This is a genomic window from Pseudomonas sp. OV546 (genome assembly GCF_900116845.1).
Taxonomy (GTDB): domain Bacteria; phylum Pseudomonadota; class Gammaproteobacteria; order Pseudomonadales; family Pseudomonadaceae; genus Aquipseudomonas; species Aquipseudomonas petroselini.
Genome location: NZ_FPCE01000003.1, coordinates 270,726 through 291,182, shown reverse-complemented (window position 1 = coordinate 291,182; position 20,457 = coordinate 270,726). Strand labels below are relative to the sequence as shown.

The 20,457-nt window shown below is 61.7% G+C and carries 17 protein-coding genes; 5 read left to right on the top strand and 12 right to left on the bottom strand.

Annotated elements, in window-relative coordinates:
- Positions 1-106: 106 nt before the first annotated feature.
- Positions 107-2,554 (top strand): TonB-dependent siderophore receptor, encoded by a 2,448-nt coding sequence (locus BM403_RS09300; RefSeq protein ID WP_093542545.1) that lies wholly within the window; start codon positions 107-109, stop codon positions 2,552-2,554.
- A 95-nt stretch (positions 2,555-2,649) separates the two neighbouring features.
- Here the strand turns inward: BM403_RS09300 and ilvD are convergent, their stop codons facing one another.
- From ilvD to BM403_RS09285, 3 genes are all read right to left on the bottom strand, one after another.
- Positions 2,650-4,491 carry a dihydroxy-acid dehydratase gene (gene ilvD, locus BM403_RS09295; protein ID WP_003195159.1) on the bottom strand — a complete coding sequence of 614 codons (1,842 nt, stop codon included), beginning with the start codon at positions 4,489-4,491 and terminating at the stop codon, positions 2,650-2,652.
- Positions 4,492-4,731: 240 nt separating this feature from the next.
- Entirely contained in the window at positions 4,732-5,922 is a 1,191-nt protein-coding gene (locus BM403_RS09290; protein WP_046034931.1) for an MFS transporter, read from the bottom strand.
- Between the two features lie 125 nt (positions 5,923-6,047).
- The gene (locus BM403_RS09285) at positions 6,048-7,244 is read right to left on the bottom strand and encodes a class I SAM-dependent rRNA methyltransferase (RefSeq protein WP_015886370.1); all 1,197 of its coding nucleotides are present in this window, start codon (positions 7,242-7,244) and stop codon (positions 6,048-6,050) included.
- 294 nt (positions 7,245-7,538) lie between these two features.
- Here BM403_RS09285 and BM403_RS09280 point away from each other — a divergent pair, with 294 nt between their 5' ends.
- Both BM403_RS09280 and mutM read left to right on the top strand, forming a co-directional pair.
- On the top strand, positions 7,539-8,351 hold the full coding sequence (locus BM403_RS09280; RefSeq protein ID WP_173390415.1) for an HDOD domain-containing protein: 813 nt from the start codon (positions 7,539-7,541) through the stop codon (positions 8,349-8,351).
- A gap of 21 nt (positions 8,352-8,372) precedes the next feature.
- Positions 8,373-9,185, top strand: coding sequence for a bifunctional DNA-formamidopyrimidine glycosylase/DNA-(apurinic or apyrimidinic site) lyase (gene mutM / locus BM403_RS09275; RefSeq protein ID WP_015886368.1), 813 nt, complete (start codon positions 8,373-8,375; stop codon positions 9,183-9,185).
- Between the two features lie 117 nt (positions 9,186-9,302).
- On the opposite strand, the gene BM403_RS09270 is transcribed toward mutM, so the two are convergent.
- From BM403_RS09270 to BM403_RS09250, 5 genes are all read right to left on the bottom strand, one after another.
- The gene (locus BM403_RS09270) at positions 9,303-9,554 is read right to left on the bottom strand and encodes a YfhL family 4Fe-4S dicluster ferredoxin (RefSeq protein WP_003195146.1); all 252 of its coding nucleotides are present in this window, start codon (positions 9,552-9,554) and stop codon (positions 9,303-9,305) included.
- Between the two features lie 272 nt (positions 9,555-9,826).
- On the bottom strand, positions 9,827-10,306 hold the full coding sequence (gene coaD / locus BM403_RS09265; protein ID WP_003176711.1) for a pantetheine-phosphate adenylyltransferase: 480 nt from the start codon (positions 10,304-10,306) through the stop codon (positions 9,827-9,829).
- A 103-nt stretch (positions 10,307-10,409) separates the two neighbouring features.
- The gene (locus tag BM403_RS09260; RefSeq protein WP_093542542.1) at positions 10,410-12,005 is read right to left on the bottom strand and encodes a GMC family oxidoreductase; all 1,596 of its coding nucleotides are present in this window, start codon (positions 12,003-12,005) and stop codon (positions 10,410-10,412) included.
- Positions 12,006-12,087: 82 nt separating this feature from the next.
- Positions 12,088-12,633 (bottom strand): hypothetical protein, encoded by a 546-nt coding sequence (locus BM403_RS09255; protein ID WP_046034934.1) that lies wholly within the window; start codon positions 12,631-12,633, stop codon positions 12,088-12,090.
- A 28-nt stretch (positions 12,634-12,661) separates the two neighbouring features.
- The gene (locus BM403_RS09250) at positions 12,662-14,089 is read right to left on the bottom strand and encodes a coniferyl aldehyde dehydrogenase (RefSeq protein ID WP_046034935.1); all 1,428 of its coding nucleotides are present in this window, start codon (positions 14,087-14,089) and stop codon (positions 12,662-12,664) included.
- A gap of 146 nt (positions 14,090-14,235) precedes the next feature.
- Between BM403_RS09250 and BM403_RS09245 the strand changes: the two genes are divergently transcribed.
- Together BM403_RS09245 and BM403_RS09240 are read left to right on the top strand one after the other, a co-directional pair.
- The gene (locus BM403_RS09245; RefSeq protein WP_015886364.1) at positions 14,236-14,907 is read left to right on the top strand and encodes a TetR/AcrR family transcriptional regulator; all 672 of its coding nucleotides are present in this window, start codon (positions 14,236-14,238) and stop codon (positions 14,905-14,907) included.
- 33 nt (positions 14,908-14,940) lie between these two features.
- The gene (locus tag BM403_RS09240; protein WP_015886363.1) at positions 14,941-15,795 is read left to right on the top strand and encodes a sulfurtransferase; all 855 of its coding nucleotides are present in this window, start codon (positions 14,941-14,943) and stop codon (positions 15,793-15,795) included.
- Here the strand turns inward: BM403_RS09240 and BM403_RS09235 are convergent.
- The 4 genes from BM403_RS09235 to BM403_RS09220 form a co-directional block, all read right to left on the bottom strand.
- Positions 15,782-16,774: a hydrolase gene (locus BM403_RS09235; protein ID WP_093542540.1), complete on the bottom strand. Its 993-nt coding sequence runs from the start codon at positions 16,772-16,774 to the stop codon at positions 15,782-15,784. The two genes, BM403_RS09240 and BM403_RS09235, sit on opposite strands and share 14 nt — an antisense overlap.
- Positions 16,775-16,953: 179 nt before the next feature.
- Positions 16,954-17,571: a 16S rRNA (guanine(966)-N(2))-methyltransferase RsmD gene (rsmD, locus tag BM403_RS09230; RefSeq protein ID WP_015886361.1), complete on the bottom strand. Its 618-nt coding sequence runs from the start codon at positions 17,569-17,571 to the stop codon at positions 16,954-16,956.
- Positions 17,571-19,061, bottom strand: a complete 1,491-nt coding sequence (locus BM403_RS09225) for a M16 family metallopeptidase (RefSeq protein ID WP_093542538.1) — start codon at positions 19,059-19,061, stop codon at positions 17,571-17,573. Before BM403_RS09225 ends, rsmD begins: the two co-directional genes overlap by 1 nt.
- Positions 19,054-20,409, bottom strand: coding sequence for a M16 family metallopeptidase (locus tag BM403_RS09220; RefSeq protein ID WP_015886359.1), 1,356 nt, complete (start codon positions 20,407-20,409; stop codon positions 19,054-19,056). The genes BM403_RS09225 and BM403_RS09220 overlap by 8 nt, the downstream gene beginning before the upstream one ends.
- Between the last annotated feature and the right edge of the window lie 48 nt (positions 20,410-20,457).

Below are 20,457 nucleotides of genomic sequence, written 5' to 3'. Positions count from 1 at the left end.
GGGTTTCCCCGCAAGCCATCGTCCTTGATCACTGAGGCGTAAATAGTAAGCACTCTCAAGTAGTGCGGCGCCGATCACAGACTTTTTGCACCGGGGAGCACCATCCATGGCACACCGATTCGCCGCACGGCCCTTGCTGGCACTGGCCATTTCCTTGGCCTGCGGCACTGCGCCGCTGTATTTGCAAGCGGCTGAAAACACCCAGGCCCAGGCCTACCGCTTCGATATTCCAGGGCAGGGCCTGGACGGTGCGCTGGCGGCGTTTTCGGCGGTCACGCGGGTTCAGGTGTTGGTGTCCGGTGAGTTGACACAGGGTGTGGTGTCGCCCGGTGTGAGTGGCACTCTGGGTCAGCGCGAGGCGTTGGGCCAGCTGTTGGGCGGCACAGGGTTGAGCGCCGCTTTTATCAATGCCGATACCGTTACCCTGGAAAAACGTGTCGACACAGGCGGCGCCCTCGAAGTCGGCGCCACCACCATCAGCGCCGAACGCCTGGGGGCCACCACCGAAGGCACCGGCTCCTACACCACGGGTGCCGTAACCTTGGGCAAGGGTGAGCAGAAGCTCAAGGACATCCCGCAATCGGTCAGCGTCATGACCCGCAAGCAGATGGATGACCAGAACACCACCAAGCTTTCCGAGGTGGTCAAGCGCACGCCCGGCCTGACGGCGACCAAATCCCCCGGCCCTGGGATGTTCATCTTCTCCCGGGGTTTCGAAGTCGGCACCCTGCAATACGACGGTGTCGGCATTCCGCGTAACACCTACGCGTTGGGCAGCTACCTCACCGAAAACATGGCGATCTACGACCGTGTGGAAACCCTGCGCGGCCCAGCCGCCTTGCTGCAAGGCGCGAACAGCCCCGGCGGCACCATGAACCTGGTGCGCAAGCGCGGGCAACAGGCACCGACCGTGACCATCACCGCCAAGGCCGGCTCGTGGGACCATTACGGCACCCAAGTCGATGCCGGCGGCCCGCTCAATACCGAAGGCACGTTGCGCGGCCGGTTTGTGGCGGATTACGACACCACCGATTCCTTCGTCGATTACGCGGGCGGCTGGAATCAGACGGTCTATGCAGCAGTGGACTACGACTTCACGCCAGACACCACCGTTGGCGTGGGCATCAGCAACCAGAAGGGGCATTCGCGCCCCAACTTCATGTCGCTGCCGCGTTACGCCAACGGCAGTGACATCGGCTTGTCGCGATCGACCTTCGTCGGCGCCAGTTGGAACCGCAACGTCAATAACCAGACCCAGGTGTTTGCCGATATCGAGCATCGCTTCAACGATGACTGGAAAGTGAGGGCCGCCCTGGTGGCGATGGACGAACACAATGACGCGACCTACCAGGCGACGTGGGACACCATCCCCAACCCCGGCGACATCGGCACCGTGCGTTATGTCGATTGGGTCACTGACTTCAACACCAAGAGCCGTGGTGTCGATGTGTATGTCGACGGCAAGTTCGAAGGCTTGGGTTTCCAGCAGGAAATGATTCTGGGCGCCAACTATTCCAAACTCATCACGGATGATTTTTGGGCGCGCGCGGCGACGCCGGGTGCAGATATTTTCAACATCGACCACAACCGGCCGCAGCGCGACAGGAATCAGTTGTTCCAGGCGGGGAATGCGACGAAGAGCTGGTATGACATTCGCCAGAAGGGCATTTATGGCACCTGGCGTGTCAAGGTAGCGGACCCGCTGACGTTGATCCTCGGTGCGCGCACCAGTTGGTATGACTATTCCTACAGGGACGAGAGCGGGTTCCAGGGTGTGTACGGCGACCCAACCCGGAGCACCACGCACAGCAATGGCCACGTCACGCCCTACGCTGGCCTGGTCTATGCACTCAACGAGCAATGGTCGGCCTACGCCAGCTATACCGATGCCTTTGAGCCACAAACCAACCTGACCACCTCATTGACCGTGCTCAAGCCCATTGAAGGCCAGAATTACGAGCTGGGCCTGAAGGGCGAACTGGCGGACGGTCGGCTCAATACCTCGTTCGCTCTCTTCCGCTATGACCAGGAAAACCGGGCGGCTCAAGACCTGCAAGGCGGTAAAGTCTGCGGCGGCTGGTACTGCTCGCTCGCCTCCGGCAAGGTCCGTAGCCAGGGCTTTGAGGCTACGTTGAGCGGTGAAGTGCTGCCGGGGCTGCAGCTGGTCTCCAGCTACACCTACAACACCACTCAATTCCTCAAGGACGACACCTACGAAGGCAAGATCTTCAGCACCTGGACGCCCAAGCACCTGCTCAAGGTCTGGGGGGACTACCAGTTGCCGGGGGACTGGAGCAACGTCAGCGTCGGCGCCGGCGTGACCGCACAAAGCAGCACCGTCGCCTATGACCGCACGTTCAGCGTGCCCGGCAATGCGCTGTGGGATTCGCGGGTGGCCTACAAGATCAACCAGGAGTTCACCGTCGCGGCGAACCTGAACAATATGTTCGACAAGAAGTATTACATCCCGGCGTACAACGCAAACTGGGGCAGTAACTACTATGGCGACCCGCGCAATGTGATGTTTACCATGACCTACACCCCACAGTTTTAAAGAGCGCCCGCACACATTTGATCTCCATTGTTTTGGAGCGTTGCTTCAGGCAAAAAAATACCCCGCACCTGGCGGGGCATTTTTATGGGCGAGGCTTACAGGCCGTCGAGCATTGCCTTGTTACGCACCGCCCCTTTGTCGGCACTGGTAGCCAGCAAGGCATAGGCCTTCAGTGCGGTGGTCACTTTACGTGGACGCTTCTCCACCGGCTTCCAGCCTTTCTTGTCCTGCTCGACCCGGCGTGCAGCCAGTTCTTCGTCGCTGATCAACAAGTTGATCGAGCGGTTCGGAATGTCGATCAGCACCTTGTCGCCATCCTGCACCAGGCCAATCGCGCCACCGGCAGCGGCTTCCGGCGAAGCGTGGCCGATGGACAGGCCCGAGGTGCCGCCGGAGAAACGGCCGTCGGTCAGCAAGGCGCAGGCTTTGCCCAGGCCCTTGGACTTCAGGTACGACGTCGGGTAGAGCATCTCCTGCATACCCGGGCCGCCTTTCGGGCCTTCGTAGCGGATGATCACGATGTCGCCTTCTTTCACTTCGTCAGCGAGGATGCCGCGTACCGAGCTGTCCTGGCTTTCATAGATCTTGGCGCGGCCTTCGAAGACGTGGATGGATTCATCCACGCCGGCGGTTTTCACCACGCAGCCATCCAGGGCGATGTTGCCGTACAGCACGGCCAGGCCGCCTTCTTGCGAGTAGGCGTGCTCGACACTGCGGATGCAGCCGTTTTCACGGTCGTCGTCCAGGGTGTCCCAACGGGTCGACTGGCTGAACGCGGTTTGCGTCGGGATGCCCGCCGGGCCAGCCTTGAAGAAGGTGTGCACGGCTTCATCGTCAGTCTGGGTGATGTCCCACTTGGCGATGCCTTCGGCGATGGACTTGCTGTGCACGGTCGGCAGGTCGGTGTGCAGCAGGCCGCCACGGGCCAGCGAGCCGAGGATTGAGAAGATCCCGCCGGCGCGGTGCACGTCTTCCATGTGGTACTTCTGGATGTTCGGCGCGACTTTGCACAGTTGTGGCACGTGACGGGACAGACGGTCGATGTCGCGCAGGTCGAAATCGATCTCGGCTTCCTGGGCGGCGGCCAGCAAGTGCAGGATGGTGTTGGTGGAACCGCCCATGGCGATGTCCAGGGTCATGGCGTTTTCGAACGCCTTGAAGTTGGCGATATTGCGCGGCAATACCGACTCATCGTTCTCGCCGTAGTAACGCTTGCACAGCTCGACGATGGTACGGCCAGCCTGCAGGAACAGCTGCTCGCGGTCACTGTGGGTGGCCAGGGTGGAACCGTTGCCCGGCAAAGCCAGGCCCAGGGCTTCCACCAGGCAGTTCATCGAGTTGGCGGTGAACATGCCGGAGCACGAGCCGCAGGTCGGGCAGGCGCTGCGCTCGTATTCCGCGACCTTCTCGTCAGAAGCGCTGGAATCGGCGGCGATGACCATGGCGTCGACCAGGTCGAGGCCGTGGGAGGCGAGCTTGGTCTTGCCGGCTTCCATCGGGCCGCCGGAGACGAAGATCACCGGGATGTTCAGGCGCAGGGCGGCCATCAGCATGCCAGGGGTGATCTTGTCGCAGTTGGAGATGCACACGATGGCGTCGGCGCAGTGGGCGTTGACCATGTACTCCACGGAGTCGGCGATGATCTCGCGGCTCGGCAGGGAATACAGCATGCCGTCATGGCCCATGGCGATGCCGTCGTCCACGGCAATGGTGTTGAATTCTTTTGCTACGCCGCCAGCACGTTCGATCTCACGGGCGACCAGTTGGCCCAGGTCCTTGAGGTGGACGTGGCCCGGTACGAATTGGGTGAACGAGTTGGCAATCGCGATGATCGGCTTCTTGAAGTCGTCATCTTTCATCCCCGTGGCACGCCACAGTGCGCGCGCGCCGGCCATGTTGCGGCCATGGGTGGATGTTTTCGAGCGGTAATCTGGCATGGAGCACTCCGGGCGGCTAATCAAGTAACTACTATCAGGTACTACTGGGGAGTGAGCTTCTAATTGACGACTGGAACACCCGAAAATAGCCGTGTGTCCGGAAGTTGCCACTCGCGTCGCGGGATCGCCGCTTGCTTGGGCCTCGAGCTCATAAACCCGCCGGGGGATGACTGGCGATGAATAGGCCGATTCTACACCGCTGGAGGCTGGAGGGAATGGCCGAAACCTTGAAGATAACGGCTACGGGACGTGCGGGTGGCGCCGTGCCCATGCGTTCAGGACCAGGGCGGCGATGCTCAGGATCAGAAAGCACAGACCCAGCGCAGTGCTCAGGTGGTGCGTAAAGGTGCTGATGAATGCACTGATAAGGCCACCGGCAACGAATAATACCGCTGCAACGGCTGAAGCCGCCGTACCTGCGTTGTCTGGAAACAAGCTCATGGCCTTGGAGTTGGAAATGGGCCGGGTGATTGTGGTGCCAGCAGTGCAGAGCAGCATGGGCACCAGCACGGTCAGTGTTGATAGGCCGAAATGATAGGCCAGGGACAGCATGACCACGCCCGATATCGCGATCAGTACCAGCCCGATGGCCATCTGGGTCGCAGCCGGTAGCCGTTTATGCAGGAAGCCTGCACAGATTCCGCCCAATACGTAAGCGGCGCCGTAGAGAAGCAAGGTCAAGGAGTATTCGTGGGGCGACAGCTGTAGCTGGTCCATGAAAATCAGCGGTGAAACCACGATGAACGAGAAATGGCAGGCGAAAGTAATCGCCGAGATCGTGGCATAGCTGGCGAAGTGGCGGTTGGCGAAGACCTTGGCGTAGGCCTTGAACATGCTCTGCTGGCTCGCTGACGCTTGAGGCAAGCCGCCATGGAGTAGCCGGTGAGCCATGATCAAGGTTGCGGCACAAAGCGCTATAAACACATAGAAGCTTGCTTGCCATCCCCAGTGCAGTTGCAGCCACGCGCCCAGCAGCGGGGAAATCGAAATGAAGATTCCTCCGGCCGTGACCATTGCGATCCGCAACCGCTCTTGTTCTCTGCCGAAGAACAGGTCCTGTACCAGCGCTTGGGACAGTATGAAGCCGCCGCAGCCCATGGCCTGGATGACACGGAAAAACAGGAATTGGGGCGTGTTGCTGGCCGCCAAGCACCCGGCCGCGCCAATGATTGCAACGACCATGCTGGCCAGTAGCAGTTTTTTGCGGCCGATCCTGTCGGACAGCGGGCCGATCAACAGCATGGAGCAGGAAAACCCAATAGCGAATAGGCTGACTGAGCGGGCGATCTGGGTGGTCGAGGTGGAGAAGTGTTCCGCCAGGGCGGGAAAGGACGGCAGCACGACGTCAAGCGGGAAGACGCCCAGCAAGGTCATGGTCATCAGCCAGAAAACAATGAAGGGTTTTTCAGCGTGTGTGATTGCTGCCGACATGCGCGAGCCTCGATTCCGTGAGGGGGTCGAGGATCGAGCCTGAGCAGAGGAAAGTCAAAACCTGGTGCGGTGCGAAACTTCCTGAAAGCTCGTAGGAGCCCGGAGGCTCCTACAGGCCAACGGCATCAGCTATTAGGCAACAACCGGCACGTAATGCTCTTGATATACCGCGTCTCGACAATCGCCGGGTGCACCGGATGGTCCGGGCCCTGGCCGCCGCGTTCCAGCATCTGGATATTGCGGTCCAGGTGGCGGGCGCTGGTCAGCAGGATGTTCTGCAGGTCGTCTTCCGGCAGGTGCATGGAGCACGAGGCGCTGACCAGGATGCCGTCCTTGCTGAGCAGGCGCATGGCTTGCTCGTTCAGCCGGCGGTAGGCGCCTTCGCCGTTCTTCATGTCTTTCTTGCGTTTGATGAAGGCCGGCGGGTCGGCGACGATTACGTCGAAACGCTCTTCGCTGGCTTTCAGTTCCTTGAGGGCTTCAAACACGTCGCCTTCGATGCAGGTCATTTTCTCGGCAACGCCGTTCAGTGCGGCATTGCGCTCCACGCCGTCGAGGGCGAAGGCCGACGCGTCGACGCAGAACACTTCACTGGCGCCGAAGGCCGCAGCTTGCACGCCCCAGCCGCCGATGTAGCTGTAGAGGTCCAGCACGCGTTTGCCTTTGGCATACGGGGCCAGGCGGGCGCGGTTCATGCGGTGGTCGTAGAACCAGCCGGTTTTCTGGCCCTGGATCACCGGGGCTTCGAATTTCACGCCGTTTTCTTCCAGCGCCACCCACTCCGGCACCAGGCCGAACACGGTTTCGACGTACCGGTTGAGGCCTTCGGCGTCGCGCGCGGCGGAGTCGTTCTTGAACAGGATGCCGCTCGGCTTGAGCACTTGGGTCAGGGCGGCGATCACGTCTTCTTTATGGGCTTCCATGGTCGCCGAGGCGATCTGTACCACGAGGATGTCGCCGAAACGGTCGACTACCAGGCCTGGCAGCAGGTCGGAGTCACCGTAGACCAGGCGGTAGAACGGCTTGTCGAACAGGCGGTCACGCAGGGACAGCGCAACGTTGAGGCGGTGCACGAGCAGCGACTTGTCCAGCGGCAACTTGATGTCGCGCGACAGCAGGCGGGCGCAGATCAGGTTGTTCGGGCTCATGGCCACGATGCCCAGGGTCTTGCCGCCGGCCGCTTCGAGGATGGCCTGGTCGCCCGCCTGGAAGCCGTGAAGTGGGGTGGCGGCCACGTCGATTTCGTTGCTGTAGACCCACAGGTGGCCGTTGCGCAAACGACGATCGGCGTTGGCTTTGAGACGCAGGCTTGGCAGGGACATGACGTCGCTCCGGAAAAAAGAGCGGGAGTATACCTTTTTGTATAGGGCTCGGTGGCGCCGCCGGACATGTGGGCGCTGGCTTGCCTGCGATAGCCTCACCTCGGTTTGACTGTTACACCGAGGCGCCTGCATCGCAGGCAAGCCAGCTCCCACATTTGATCCGGTTTCAATTCGGGTTTTGAGGTGTCAGTCAGCTTTGCTTAGGGGTTAGAATCCCTGCCTAGCCCAGAGTGTGTACTTATGTCCCAAGAGCTTTCCGCCGAACAGATCCAACAGGCCCTGCAAGGCATCAGCGTGCCGCCCCAGCCGCAAATCATGGTGGATTTGCAAATGGAGCAATACATGCCCGATCCGGACCTGGAAGTGATCGCGCGGTTGATCTCCCAGGACCCCGGCCTGTCCGGCGCGCTGCTGAAGATCGTCAACTCGTCGTACTACGGACTGAGCAACAAGATTGCCTCGATCCAGCGAGCGGTGAATTTGCTGGGCAGCCGGTCGATCATCAACCTGATCAACGCCCTGTCGATCAAAGGCGAGATGAGCGACGACACCATCGTCACGCTCAACCGTTTCTGGGACACCGCCCAGGATGTGGCCATGACTTGCCTCACCTTGGCCAAGCGCACCGGCGCCCAGGCGGTGGATGAGGCCTACGCGCTGGGGTTGTTCCACGACTGTGGCGTACCGCTGATGCTCAAGCGCTTTCCCAGCTATATGTCGGTGCTGGAACAGGCGTATGCGAATGCCGGCCCCGACTGCCGCGTGGTCGACACCGAGAACAACGCGTTCAACACCAACCATGCCGTGGTGGGTTACTACACCGCCAAGTCCTGGCGCCTGCCGGAGCATGTGACCGACGCGATCGCCAACCACCACAACGCCCTGGCGATTTTCAGCGACGAGTCGTCGCGCAATCCGCAGCTTAAAAACCTGCTGGCGATCCTGAAAATGGCCGAGCACATTTGCTCGTCCTACCGCGTACTGGGCAACCAGGCGGTGGACCATGAGTGGAATGCCATTAGCCACCTGGTGCTGGACTACGTGGGCCTGTCGGACTACGACTTCGAGAGCTTGAAGTTGTCGATTCGCGAGCTCGGCGCCCACTGATCCTTCTTGCAAGAGGTACACATGCCCGAGTTACCAGAAGTCGAAACCACCCGGCGCGGGATTGCCCCGCACTTGGAAGGCCAGCGGGTCAGCCGCGTGGTGGTGCGTGAGCGGCGCTTGCGTTGGCCGATCCCGGAAGACCTCGATGTGCGCCTGTCCGGCCAGCGCATCGTGTTGGTGGAGCGGCGCGCCAAGTACCTGCTGATCAATGCCGAAGTGGGCACCTTGATCAGCCATTTGGGCATGTCGGGCAACCTGCGCCTGGTGGAAGTCGGCCTGCCGGCGGCCAAGCATGAACATGTGGATATCGAACTGGAATCGGGCATGGCCCTGCGCTACACCGACCCGCGTCGCTTTGGCGCGATGCTCTGGAGCCAGGACCCGCACAATCACGAACTGCTGCTTCGCCTGGGGCCGGAGCCGCTGACCGAGCTGTTTGACGGTGATCGTTTGTTCCAGCTGTCGCGTGGCAAGTCGATGGCGGTGAAGCCGTTCATCATGGACAACGCGGTGGTGGTGGGCGTGGGTAATATCTATGCGACTGAAGCGCTGTTCGCGGCGGGGATTGACCCACGTCGGGCCGCAGGCGGTATTTCACGTGGGCGCTATTTGAAGCTGGCGATCGAGATCAAGCGTGTGCTGGCGGCTGCCATCGAACGCGGTGGCACCACGTTGCGAGACTTTATCGGCGGCGACGGGCAACCGGGGTATTTCCAGCAGGAACTGTTCGTCTACGGCCGGGGAGGGGAGGCGTGCAAGGTCTGCGGGACCGAGTTGCGCAACGTGGTGCTGGGGCAGCGGGCAAGTGTGTTTTGCCCTAGGTGTCAGCGCTGATTCTATGTGATGGCTGATATTGCCATCGGGGGCTTGCCCCCTCCCACATTTGAATTGCGAACACTTTCACTGTGGGAGGGGGCACCCCGATGAGGCCACGACAGGCGCTAAACAGCGTCAGGCCTTACCGGTAATCTTCCGGTACTTCTCCATCAGTTGCTCTTCCGTCTCCGGATGAGCTTCATCCAGCGGAATGCAATCCACCGGGCAAACCTGCTGGCACTGCGGCTCGTCATAGTGACCGACACACTGGGTGCACAGGTTGGGGTCGATCACGTAGATCTCTTCGCCTTGGGAAATCGCGGCGTTCGGGCACTCGGGTTCGCAGACGTCGCAGTTGATGCAATCGTCGGTGATGATCAAGGACATGGAAACTCCTGCCAGGGCTGTCAGCCAAGGCATCTGAAAACTAATGCGCGCAATTGTGCCGCATTGGCGCCCGCAGTGCGAGCCTGAGGTAGGTGCTTGTCTGTAGTGAGCGGGCTTGCCCCGCGCTGGGGCGCGAAGCGGCCCTAAACCCTGACGGCAAGGTGTAACCGACAGTGCAAGGTGTGTTCAGAGGGGCTGCTGCGCAGCCCAGCGCGGGGCAAGCCCGCTCACCACAGCAAGCCCGATGACTACAACTGGACCGCTCATCAGAATTATTTTTTGAAGCGCAGCGTCAGCGCATCGGCCACGGCCGGATGTACGAACTTGGTGATATCTCCGCCCAAAGCGGCGATTTCACGGACTAACGTCGAGGAAATGAACGAGTAACGCTCCGACGGGGTGAGGAACAGGCTTTCCACGTCCGGTGCCAGTTGGCGGTTCATGTTGGCCAGCTGGAATTCGTATTCGAAGTCCGACACCGCGCGCAGGCCGCGCAGGAACACGTTGGCGTTCTGCTCTTTGGCGAAATGCGCCAGCAGCGTGGAAAAACCCACCACTTCCACGTTGGGCAGGTGTTTGGTGACCTCACGCGCCAGCTCCACGCGCTGCTCCAAGGGAAACAGCGGGTTTTTCTTGGGGCTGGCCGCGACCGCGATGATCACATGGTCGAACAAGCGTGAGGCACGTTCGACCAGATCGCCATGGCCTTTGGTAATCGGGTCGAAGGTACCTGGGTACAACACTCGGTTCATCGCGTCGTCCTGGCGGAGTCCGTTGGGGAATCGGATGGTATCGCAGCCATCCCGGTCGGCCAAGTCGACTTATGGAGATACATGCCGTTAATCGACGGTTTTTTCATGCCGTTTTCAGACGTTCGGCCAATGCCGTCGCCAGTTGCGCGGTCAAACCGTACACCGATAATTGTGGATTGGCCCCAATGCTGGTGGGGAATAGCGACCCATCGTGGATCGACAGGTTGCGCAACTGGTGATGGCGCCCGAGGCTGTCGGCCACCGCATTTTTTGGGTCTTCACCCATGGCACATCCGCCCATCACATGGGCGCTGCCCAGGCAGGTGCGGTGCAATTCCAGGTTGAGGCCTTCAATCATCGCACGCGCTTCTCCCGAGGTTTTCACGTAGCGCGCATCGTGATGCAGCGGCTTGACCGACGTGGCGCCTGCGGCGAACTGGATCTCGGCCATGCTGTGGAACGCACGGCGCAAGCCATCCCAGGCGTAGTCCGACACCTGATAGTCAAGCACCGGCGTGCCATCGCCGCGCAGCTCCACGCTGCCGCCCGGGCTGTCAGGGTGGAAGCCGTCGCGCAGCAGCGCCAGCATCGCGTGGGTGTTGGGCAATTGGCTCATGTCCAGGGCGTTCTGGGTGCCGTAGCCACCGAGCAGGGTGCTGGCCAACGCTGGATGTAAAGGCGGTGCTTCCAGCTTGTAGGACATTTTGCCGGTGGTGCCGTCCTGCCACTGGAAATGGTCGGAATAGATCGACTGCGGCGCGCCGTAGAACGGGTTGATCACCTCATCGAACAGCCCGGCGGAGAAATTCACCAAGTGTAGGAAGGTGCGTTTGCCCAGCCGTGAGTGCGGGTCGGGCGCGTCCGAGCGCATCAGCAGTGCAGGGCTGTTGATGCCGCCGCCCGAGAGCACGTAATGCTTGGCTTTCACCGTGATCCTGCGTCCGGTCGGCGCCACGCACAGGGCGTCCATGGCCACGCATTCCAGGCTGCTGATGGTGTCGCCGCTGTAGATGAGGCGTTCGGCACGGGCCAGGTAGAGCAGTTCTCCACCCTTCTCCAGGGTCGACGGAATCGTGGTCACCAGCATCGACTGCTTGGCGTTGACCGGGCAGCCCATACCGCAATACCCCAGGTTGAAGCAGCCGCGCACGTTGCGTGGGATCACATGCCAGCTGTAACCGAGCTTTTCGCAGCCTTTGCGGATCACATCGTTGTTGGGGTTGGGCGGCAGAGCCCAGGGCGCGATGCCCAGGCGTTGTTCCATTTTTTCAAACCAGGGCGCCATTTCGGCACTGCTGTGGCCTTTCACGGCGTATTCGCTGGCCCAGTGGGCGAGGGTGGCGTCCGGGGTACGAAAGCTCGATGTCCAGTTGATCAGCGTGGTGCCGCCCACGGCCCGGCCCTGCAGGATGGTGATCGCGCCGTCCTTGCTCATGCGGCCGATGCCTTCCTGGTAGAGGCTGGTGTAGGCCTCGTCTTCGAGCAGCTTGAAATCGCTGCTGGTCTTGAGCGGGCCTTCTTCGATCAGCAGCACTTTGTAGCCCGCTGCGCTGAGGGTTTCAGCGGTGGTGCCGCCCCCCGCACCGCTGCCGATGATCACCACGTCGGCTTCCAGGGTCAGGTCGTTGTCGAGGGCGGCGCCATTGTGGGTTTTCCAGCCACGGGCCATGCCGTCGCGGAACAGATCAGGTACGGGCATAGGAATGCACTCTTATTTTTGTACGAAGTTGAGTTCGGGAAAACACTGCACATCCCCTCCCACAGGGGGGCGGTTATCAAGGCTAGATCTTCGGCGGGCCAGGGTAGCCGCAGTGGGCCCAGGACGCCGGCTGGAAGTACCAGGCCATGATCACCAGCTTGAGCAGCGAGCCCTGGCCCATGCGCAGCAGGTTCAGGTAGCTGTTCTCCCAGCGGTGCAGGAAGTTGCGGATCTGCTCGCCGCTGGCGTTTTCCCAACTGCCCCAGATCCCGGTCAACGGCCCGCGGGTGATGCCCATGCTCAATACGTCGAACAATTGCTGGGTGAGCTTGAACATTTCCGGCGACAGGCGCTGCAGGCTGAAGTCGAGCTTTTTAAGCGTGTCTTCCACCCCGCTGGCGACTTCCTGAGCGCTGGCCACGCCCTCGAGCAGTACCGGGACGACCGCGCGCAAGAACGGCAAGTCACTGCTGCGCAACAGGGCAAAGCCGCTGGCCGGGGTGCTGCTGGAGCAACCGCTGAGGCTGGCGCCCAACCCGGCGGTGGCCAGGAACGCGCTGGCGCACAGGCCGATTTTCAAGACGCCGCGCCGCGACAGCGCAGGTGAATCAGTCAGGCTAGGGTTCATTGTTATTGTTGTCCCGTGGGTGGCGGTTTCAGCGAACGAACAGCTTCTGGATCAACTTCTGAATGGACTTGCCGTAGGGCGGGTAGATCAACTTCGCCGCGTTCAGGCGCTGTTTCACCAGCACGCCCTTGGCCTTGCTGAAGGTGAGAAAACCTTCATGACCGTGGTAGTGGCCCATGCCCGACGGGCCGATGCCGCCAAACGGCATATCGTCCTGGGCCACGTGCAGCAGGGTGTCGTTCAGGCACACGCCGCCGGAATGGGTTTCGTGGAGTACGCGGTTCTGCTCGGCCTTGTTGTAGCCGAAGTAGTACAGGGCCAGTGGGCGAGGGCGCTGGTTGATGTAGGCAAAGGCCTGGTCAAGGCCGCGATACGGCACGATCGGCAGCACCGGGCCGAAGATTTCGTCCTGCATCACCGTCATGTCATCGCTGACATTCAGCAACAGGCTGTGGGCCATGCGCCGTGCCTGGCCCTGGTCGTACAGCGGGATCAAGGTGGCGCCTTTGTCGATGGCGTCCTTGACGTAGGCATTCAGCCGGGCCAGTTGCCGCTCATTGATGATGGCCGTGTAGTCCGGGTTGTCGACCAGGGTCGGATAAAATCCGCGAACGGCCTGGGTGTAGGCCGCGACGAACGCGTCGACCCGGTCTTCCGGTACCAGCACGTAGTCTGGCGCGACACAGGTCTGGCCGGCGTTCAACGCTTTACCGAAGGCAATACGTTCGGCGGCGTCCTTGAGTGGTACGTCGGCAGACACGATGGCGGGCGACTTGCCACCCAATTCCAGAGTGACCGGCGTGAGGTGTTCGGCCGCTGCACGCATCACATGCTTGCCGATGCTGGTGGCGCCGGTGAACAGCAGGTGATCGAAGGGCAGTTTGGAGAAGGCCATGCCGACTTCCGCTTCACCCAACACCACGCACACCAGGTCCTCGGGGAAGATTCTTGCCAGCAGCGCCTTGAGCAGTTCGCCGGTGGCGGGAGTGGATTCGCTGAGCTTGAGCATCACCCGGTTACCCGCCGCCAACGCGCCAACCAAGGGGCCGATGGCCAGGTACAGCGGGTAGTTCCAGGGCACGATCACCCCGACCACGCCCAGCGGTTGGTAGATGACTTTGGCTGACGCGGGTTGGAAGGCAATGCCTACAGCGCGGCGGGAAGGTTTCATCCAGCCCTTGAGGTGTTTGCTGGCGTAGTGAATGCCATGCAGGCTGGGCATCAGTTCAGCGAACAGGGTTTCGTCGGCGCTGCGGTGGCTGAAGTCCTGGCTGATCGCGTTGATCAGCGCCTGGCGCTCGTCGCTGAGCAGATCGCGCAGGGCCTTGAGCCATTGCTGGCGCTGGGCCGCTGGCGGCATGGGGTTAGCTGCGTAGGCACGGCGCTGGGTGTCGAACAGGTGCTGGAGTTGATCCAGCGCCTGGGTATCTTGCAGGTAGGCAACGTTGGCGGACATGGCGGCGTTCCCGATTGTTATAGGTCTGCCTGGATTTTTAGAGTCATTACTCTAAATTGTCAAATGTCATTACGCCTACATGCGGATTTATCCCTACGAGAATAGGCCGTAAGATGCCCCATCACGTGTACAGAAGCTGATCCCCTATGGCACCACGAGTAAAGACCAGCGAGCGCATTGTGCAAACCAGCCTGGAGCTTTTTAACCAGCAGGGTGAGCGCAGTGTGAGCACCAACCATATTGCCGCCCATATGGAAATTTCGCCGGGCAACCTGTACTACCACTTCCCCAACAAGCAGGCGATCATCGCCTTGCTGTTTCGCGAATACGAAGCCCTGGTGGACAGTTTCCTGCGCCCGCCCCAAGGCCGCGCCGTCACTGTCGAAGACAAACGTTTCTACCTGCAAGCCGTATTGGCCGGCATGTGGCGCTACCGCTTCCTGCACCGCGACCTCGAACACCTGCTGGAAAGCGACCCGGAACTGGCCACTGGTTATCGGCGCTTTTCCCAACGCTGCCTGGTCCAGGGCGGCGCCATTTACCAGGGGTTCGTCGACGCCGGTATTCTCAATATGGACCCGGTGCAAACCGAAGCCCTGACCCTCAATGCCTGGATCATCCTCACCTCCTGGGTGCGTTTTTTGTGCACCACCAACGAAAACTCCGCCCACTTGAGCGCCGAGGCGATCAAGCGTGGGGTGTATCAGGTGCTGGTGCTGGAGGCTGGGTTTGTCACGCCCCAGGCCAAAGAGGCAGTGGATGCATTGTTCAAAGAATTTTATGTGCCGTTGAATCAGGCATTGGAAGAAGTGAAGTAGGACCTTTCCCGAATCTGTTCATAGGAGTCCGTCATGCCGCTTGCCCAACTGATCAGCCCCCAGCAATTGGCCGAACGCCAGAAGGCCGGCGGTGTGGTGATCCTCGATTGCCGCTTTGCCTTGGAAGACCCGGATTACGGGCGCTGCAGCTATGCCGAAGGGCATATCGAAGGCGCGCAGTATGCCGATCTGGAGCGCCACCTCAGCGGGCCGGTGACCAAGGGCGTGACCGGCCGTCATCCATTGCCGGCAGCGAATGCCTTCGCCGAGCAATTGCGGGCCTGGGGCGTCAATGCCGACACCGACGTGGTGCTCTACGACGACGGCCCTGGCGCCTATGCCGCGCGGGCCTGGTGGTTGCTGGCCTGGCTGGGCAAGCGTGATGGCGTGTTTATTCTGGATGGCGGCCTCAAGGCCTGGCATGCGGCGGGGTTCCCGTTGAGCCTGGACGCACCGGTGGTTGAGCCGGGCGCTTTCGTCGGTACGCCGGATAATCGAATGGTGCTGGACGCCGAACACCTGCTAGAACGCCTGGGCCAACCCGGCCTGACCCTGATCGATGCCCGCGCCCAACCGCGCTTTCGCGGTGAAGTGGAGCCCATCGACCCGATTGCCGGGCACATCCCTGGCGCGCAGTGCGCGGCGTTCAACGAAAACCTCGGCAGCGACGGCCGCTTCCTGCCGGCTGAGCAGCTCAAGCAGCGCTTCGCCACCCAATTGCAGGGGCGCTCGCCAGATGAGCTGGTGGCGTATTGCGGTTCGGGGGTGACGGCGTGCCACAACCTGTTCGCCTTGAGCCTGGCGGGATATCCGTTGGGCAAATTGTATGCGGGGTCGTGGAGTGAGTGGATTAACGATCCGGCGCGGGCAATCGCTACCGGCGACTGAGCAGCCAGTCAGGAATGCGGCGCTCCAGGTAATAACCGGGGCGCTTCAGGGTTCCATCGACAAAGCCGACATGCCCCCCTTTGGCCAGCAGTTCAAACTCCGTGCACGCCGACAGTTCATGTGCCTCGGGCAGGCTGTGGGCGAACACAAACGGGTCATCCGCTGCCTGGATGATCAGGGTGGGTGTGCGGATATCGCCCAGGTAATAGCGGCTCGATGCGCGGCGGTAATAGTCCTCTGCACTCAAGAAGCCGTGCAGTGGCGCGGTAACCCGGCCATCGAAATCCCAGAACGTGCGCATCTTCTCCAATGAGCCCAGGGCTTCCAGGGTTTTCAGCCCATCCGCCCGCCCATCCTGTAGAAAGCGGCTTTGTTTGACGCGGATATACGCCAGCATTTCACGCATGAAATGCTTCTGGTAAACCCGCGAAAAGCCCAAGCCGATACGGTCCGCACACTGGTCCAGGCGAAACGGCACCGACACCGCCGCCGCGCCTTGCAGCCCTGACGCCTCGCCGGTTTCGCCCAAATGCTTGAGCAGCACATTGCCACCCAGTGAATAACCCACGGCGTACAACGGTGCCAACGGCCGCTTGGCCCGCAGATGGGCAATCGTCGCTGCCAGGTCTTCGCTCGCGCCCGAGTGATAGCTGCGCGCCAACAGATTCGGTTCGCCCGAGCACCCGCGCCAGTTCAGCGCCGCGCTGGCCCAGCCTTGCGCGGCAAGGACTTTTTGCAGCCCGGCCACGTAGGGCGAGTTGGAGGAGCCCGTCAGCCCGTGCAACACCAGCACCAACGGCGCTTGCGCGTCGTGGGGGCCGTGCCAGTCGAGGTCGAGGAAGTCGCCGTCTTCCAGCCACAGACGTTCGCGTTGGCGTTCGATGTGGGTGGTGGGTCGCCACAGCGGGCCCCACAGCGTTTGCAGGTGGGGGTTGCCGAGGCCGTAGGCGGGGGTGAACAGGTGGACGGAAGGGGTCATGACACTCTCGGTGGGCAACGAACTCACTGTGGCGAGGGAGCTTGCTCCCGTTGGGCTGCGTAGCAGCCCCATCAAGAACGCCGCATTTATTCAGTCAGAACACGATTGCAGATTTTGGGGCCGCTACGCAGCCCAGCGGGAGCAAGCTCCCTCGCCACCACTGAGTTCAGCCTGAAAGATCACGCAGCGCTCTCGACCAAGCGGTGCCACAACGCGTAATACACCCGCCCGGACTTCTGCTCCCGGTGCAGGCGCCATGCGCCCGGTAAGCCCAGGGTAGAAGGCGCGGTCTCGCTTTCAGTGTAGATCCACGCGTCCGGTGCCAGCCATTGACGTTCTTCCAGCAGTGCGCACACGGTCGGCAGCAGGTTCTGGTTGAACGGCGGGTCGAGGAACACCACGTCGTACTCGCTGGCGGCCTGGGTTTCGAGGTAACGCAGCGCGTCGGCGGTTTGCACCTGACCGTTGGTGCAGCGCAGGGTGCCCAGGTGTTCCTTGAGGCTGGAGACTGCGACATTGCTCGCATCCAGCGCCTGAGCCAGTGCGGCACCGCGGGACAACGCCTCCAGGAACAGCGCGCCGCTGCCGGCGAACGGGTCCAGCACCTTGGCGCCGGCGATGTACGGCGCAAGCCAGTTGAACAGGGTTTCACGCACGCGGTCCGGCGTCGGGCGCAGGCCTACGACGTCAGGGAAGCTCAGCTTGCGGCTGCCCCATTCACCGCCAATGATGCGCAGTTGGCCCACACCGTTATGCACGTTGTGGACAGGTTTTTTCGGGCGAGATGAACTGGCCATTAATGCTCCGGAACCCCGAGCGGCTGCTCGGCGGGTTTATCAGTGGGGGGCGGTAGTGGCTTTTGCGCAATGGTCGGGCCGGCGGTCACGATGACCATCTTGTCGGCACTCAAGTGTTTGTTCATTGCAGCCTTGACCTGATCTACGGTCAGGGCCTGGGATTGTTTCATGAAATCTTCCAGATAGCTCAGCGGCAGGTTATAGAAACCCATGGCGCCCAACTGCCCGACGATATCGGCGTTGCTCGCGGTCGACAGCGGGAAGCTGCCGGCCAGCTCGCGCTTGGCGTCATCCAGCTCCTTTTGCGTCGGGCCGGTCTTGAGGTAGTCGGCCACCACGTCCTCGACCAGGCGCAAGGTGCCGCCGCTCATTTCTGCGCGGGTTTGCAGATTGATCATGAACGGTCCGCGTACCTGCATCGGCGAGAAGCCGGAGTACACGCCGTAGGTCAGGCCACGTTTCTCGCGCACTTCGCTCATCAAACGGGTGCCGAAACCACCACCGCCGAGGATCTGGTTACCCAGTGACAAGGCGGCGTAGTCCGGGTCGGCGCGGTCGATGCCCAGTTGCGCGAACAGCAGGTGCGTTTGCTTGGACGGGAACTCGATACGGCTCAAACCCGGTTTGGGTTCGGTCGGTTGGGCGATTTTTGCCAGGGCCGGGCCCTTGGGCAGCGATGCGGAAACCTTGGCCGTCATGGCTTCGGCTTCGGCGCGGGTCAGGTCGCCGACCACTGCAATCACTGCGTTGCCCGCTGCGTATGCCTTGGCGTGGAAGGCTTGCAACTGTGCCAGGGTAATCTTCGGGACGCTCTCTGGCGTGCCTTCGGTGGGGTGCGCATAAGGGTGATCGCCGTACAGGCGCTTGAACAGTTCAAGGCTGGCCAGCTTGGCAGGGTTTTGCTTCTGGTATTCAAAGCCGGCCAGGATCTGGTTTTTGATCCGCGCAAGGGAGTCGGCCGGGAAGGTCGGTTTCCCGATCACGTCGTCAAACAGCGCGAGCGCCGCGTCGCGTTTGTCGCTGTCGCTGAGGCTGCGCAGGGACACCAGCGCCATGTCGCGGTACGCGCCATTGCCAAAGTCCGCGCCCAGGCCTTCGAAGTCGCGGGCGATCTGGCTCACATCCTTGCCCGGCACGCCTTCGTTGAGCATGGCGTTGGTCATCAGCGCCAGGCCCGGTACGTTGCCGTCCTGGCTGCTGCCGGCGGCGAACAGGATGCGCACGTCGAACATCGGCAGTTCATGGGCTTCGACGAACAACACCTTGGCGCCTTCGGCGGTGATCCAGGTTTGCACATCGAGCTTGCGGTTGGTCGGCGCTTTGCCGTCCAGTTCCGCCAGGGATTGCAGCTGGTTGCTCGATTGGGCTTTTTCCAAGGCCTGGCTGGCGACGGATTCGTTCGGGCGCAGGAAGTACACGGCACCGGCGGCGATCAGGGTAACGACGATCAGGCCAGGCAGGATCAGGCGGCTGCTTTTGCGATCACTCATGAGCGGTCTCCTGAGGCAGGACATGGGCGACGCTGAGACGTTCGCGGGTGAAATAGGTGCGTGCGGCTTTCTGGATGTCTTCCGGCGTCACGCTTTGCAGGTCGGCAAGTTCGGTGTCCATCAATTTCCACGACAGGCCGACGGTCTCCAGGGAGCCAATGGCCGTGGCCTGGCTGGTGATGGAGTCACGCTGGTAGACCAGGCCGGCAATGACCTGGGCGCGGATGCGTTCCAGTTCTTCGGCGGTCGGCGGCTTGGCCTTCAGCTCGTCCAGCAGGCGCCACAGGCCGGCTTCCGCTTGGGCGACGGTTTTCTTTTTCTGCTGGTTGGGTGTGGCGCTCAACATGAACAGGGTGTCACCGCGGGTATAGGCGTCGTAGTTGGTGGACGCAGCAGAGACCAGCTCTTCACCGCGTTCCAACTGCTCGGAGATACGTGCGCTGTAGCCGCCGTCCAGCAAGGCGGAGATCAGGCGCAGAGCCTGTACCGAGCGTTTGTCGTCGGCGGTGGCCAGGCCGGGTACGTTGAAGCCCAGCATCACACTCGGCAGTTGGGTCTGCACATGCAGGGTCAGTTGGCGCTCGCCGGGTTCGGCCAGTTCCATCGGGATCTTGGCCGGTGGTACGTCGCGCTTGGGAATCGGGCCGAAGTAGCGCTGGGCGAGGTTCTTCACCTCGTCCGGGGTGACGTCGCCGACCACGACCAGGGTGGCGTTGTTCGGTACGTACCAGGATTGATACCAGTGGCGCAGCTCTTCGACTTTCATGCGGTCCAGGTCAGCCATCCAGCCGATGGTCGGCGTGTGGTAGCCGCTGGCGGGGAATGCCATGGCCTTGAAACGCTCGTAGGCCTTGGACATCGGGTTGTCGTCGGTGCGCAGGCGACGCTCTTCTTTGATGACCTCGATCTCGCGGCTGAACTCGTCGGCCGGCAGGCGCAGGCTGGCCATGCGGTCTGCTTCCAGCTCGAAGGCAACGCCCAGGCGGTCGCGGGCCAGCACCTGGTAGTAAGCGGTGTAGTCATCGCTGGTGAAGGCGTTCTCTTCGGCGCCCAGGTCGCGCAGGATCAGCGAGGCTTCGCCGGGGCCGACCTTGGCGCTGCCCTTGAACATCATGTGTTCCAGGGCGTGGGACAAACCGGTCTGGCCCGGGGTTTCATAGCTCGAACCGACCTTGTACCAGACCTGGGAAACCACCACCGGGGCGCGATGATCTTCGCGCACGACGACCTTGAGGCCGTTGTCCAGGGTGAATTCGTGGGTGGGTTGTGGGTCGGCAGCCAAGGCTGAAAGAGGCAGACAAACTGTGCTGAACAGCAGGCCTGCGGCGCGGCGGGCTAGAGCATTCATTCGTTTTTAAACCTGTTGGGCTGCCCGCTTGGTCTTAGCGTCGGCGGG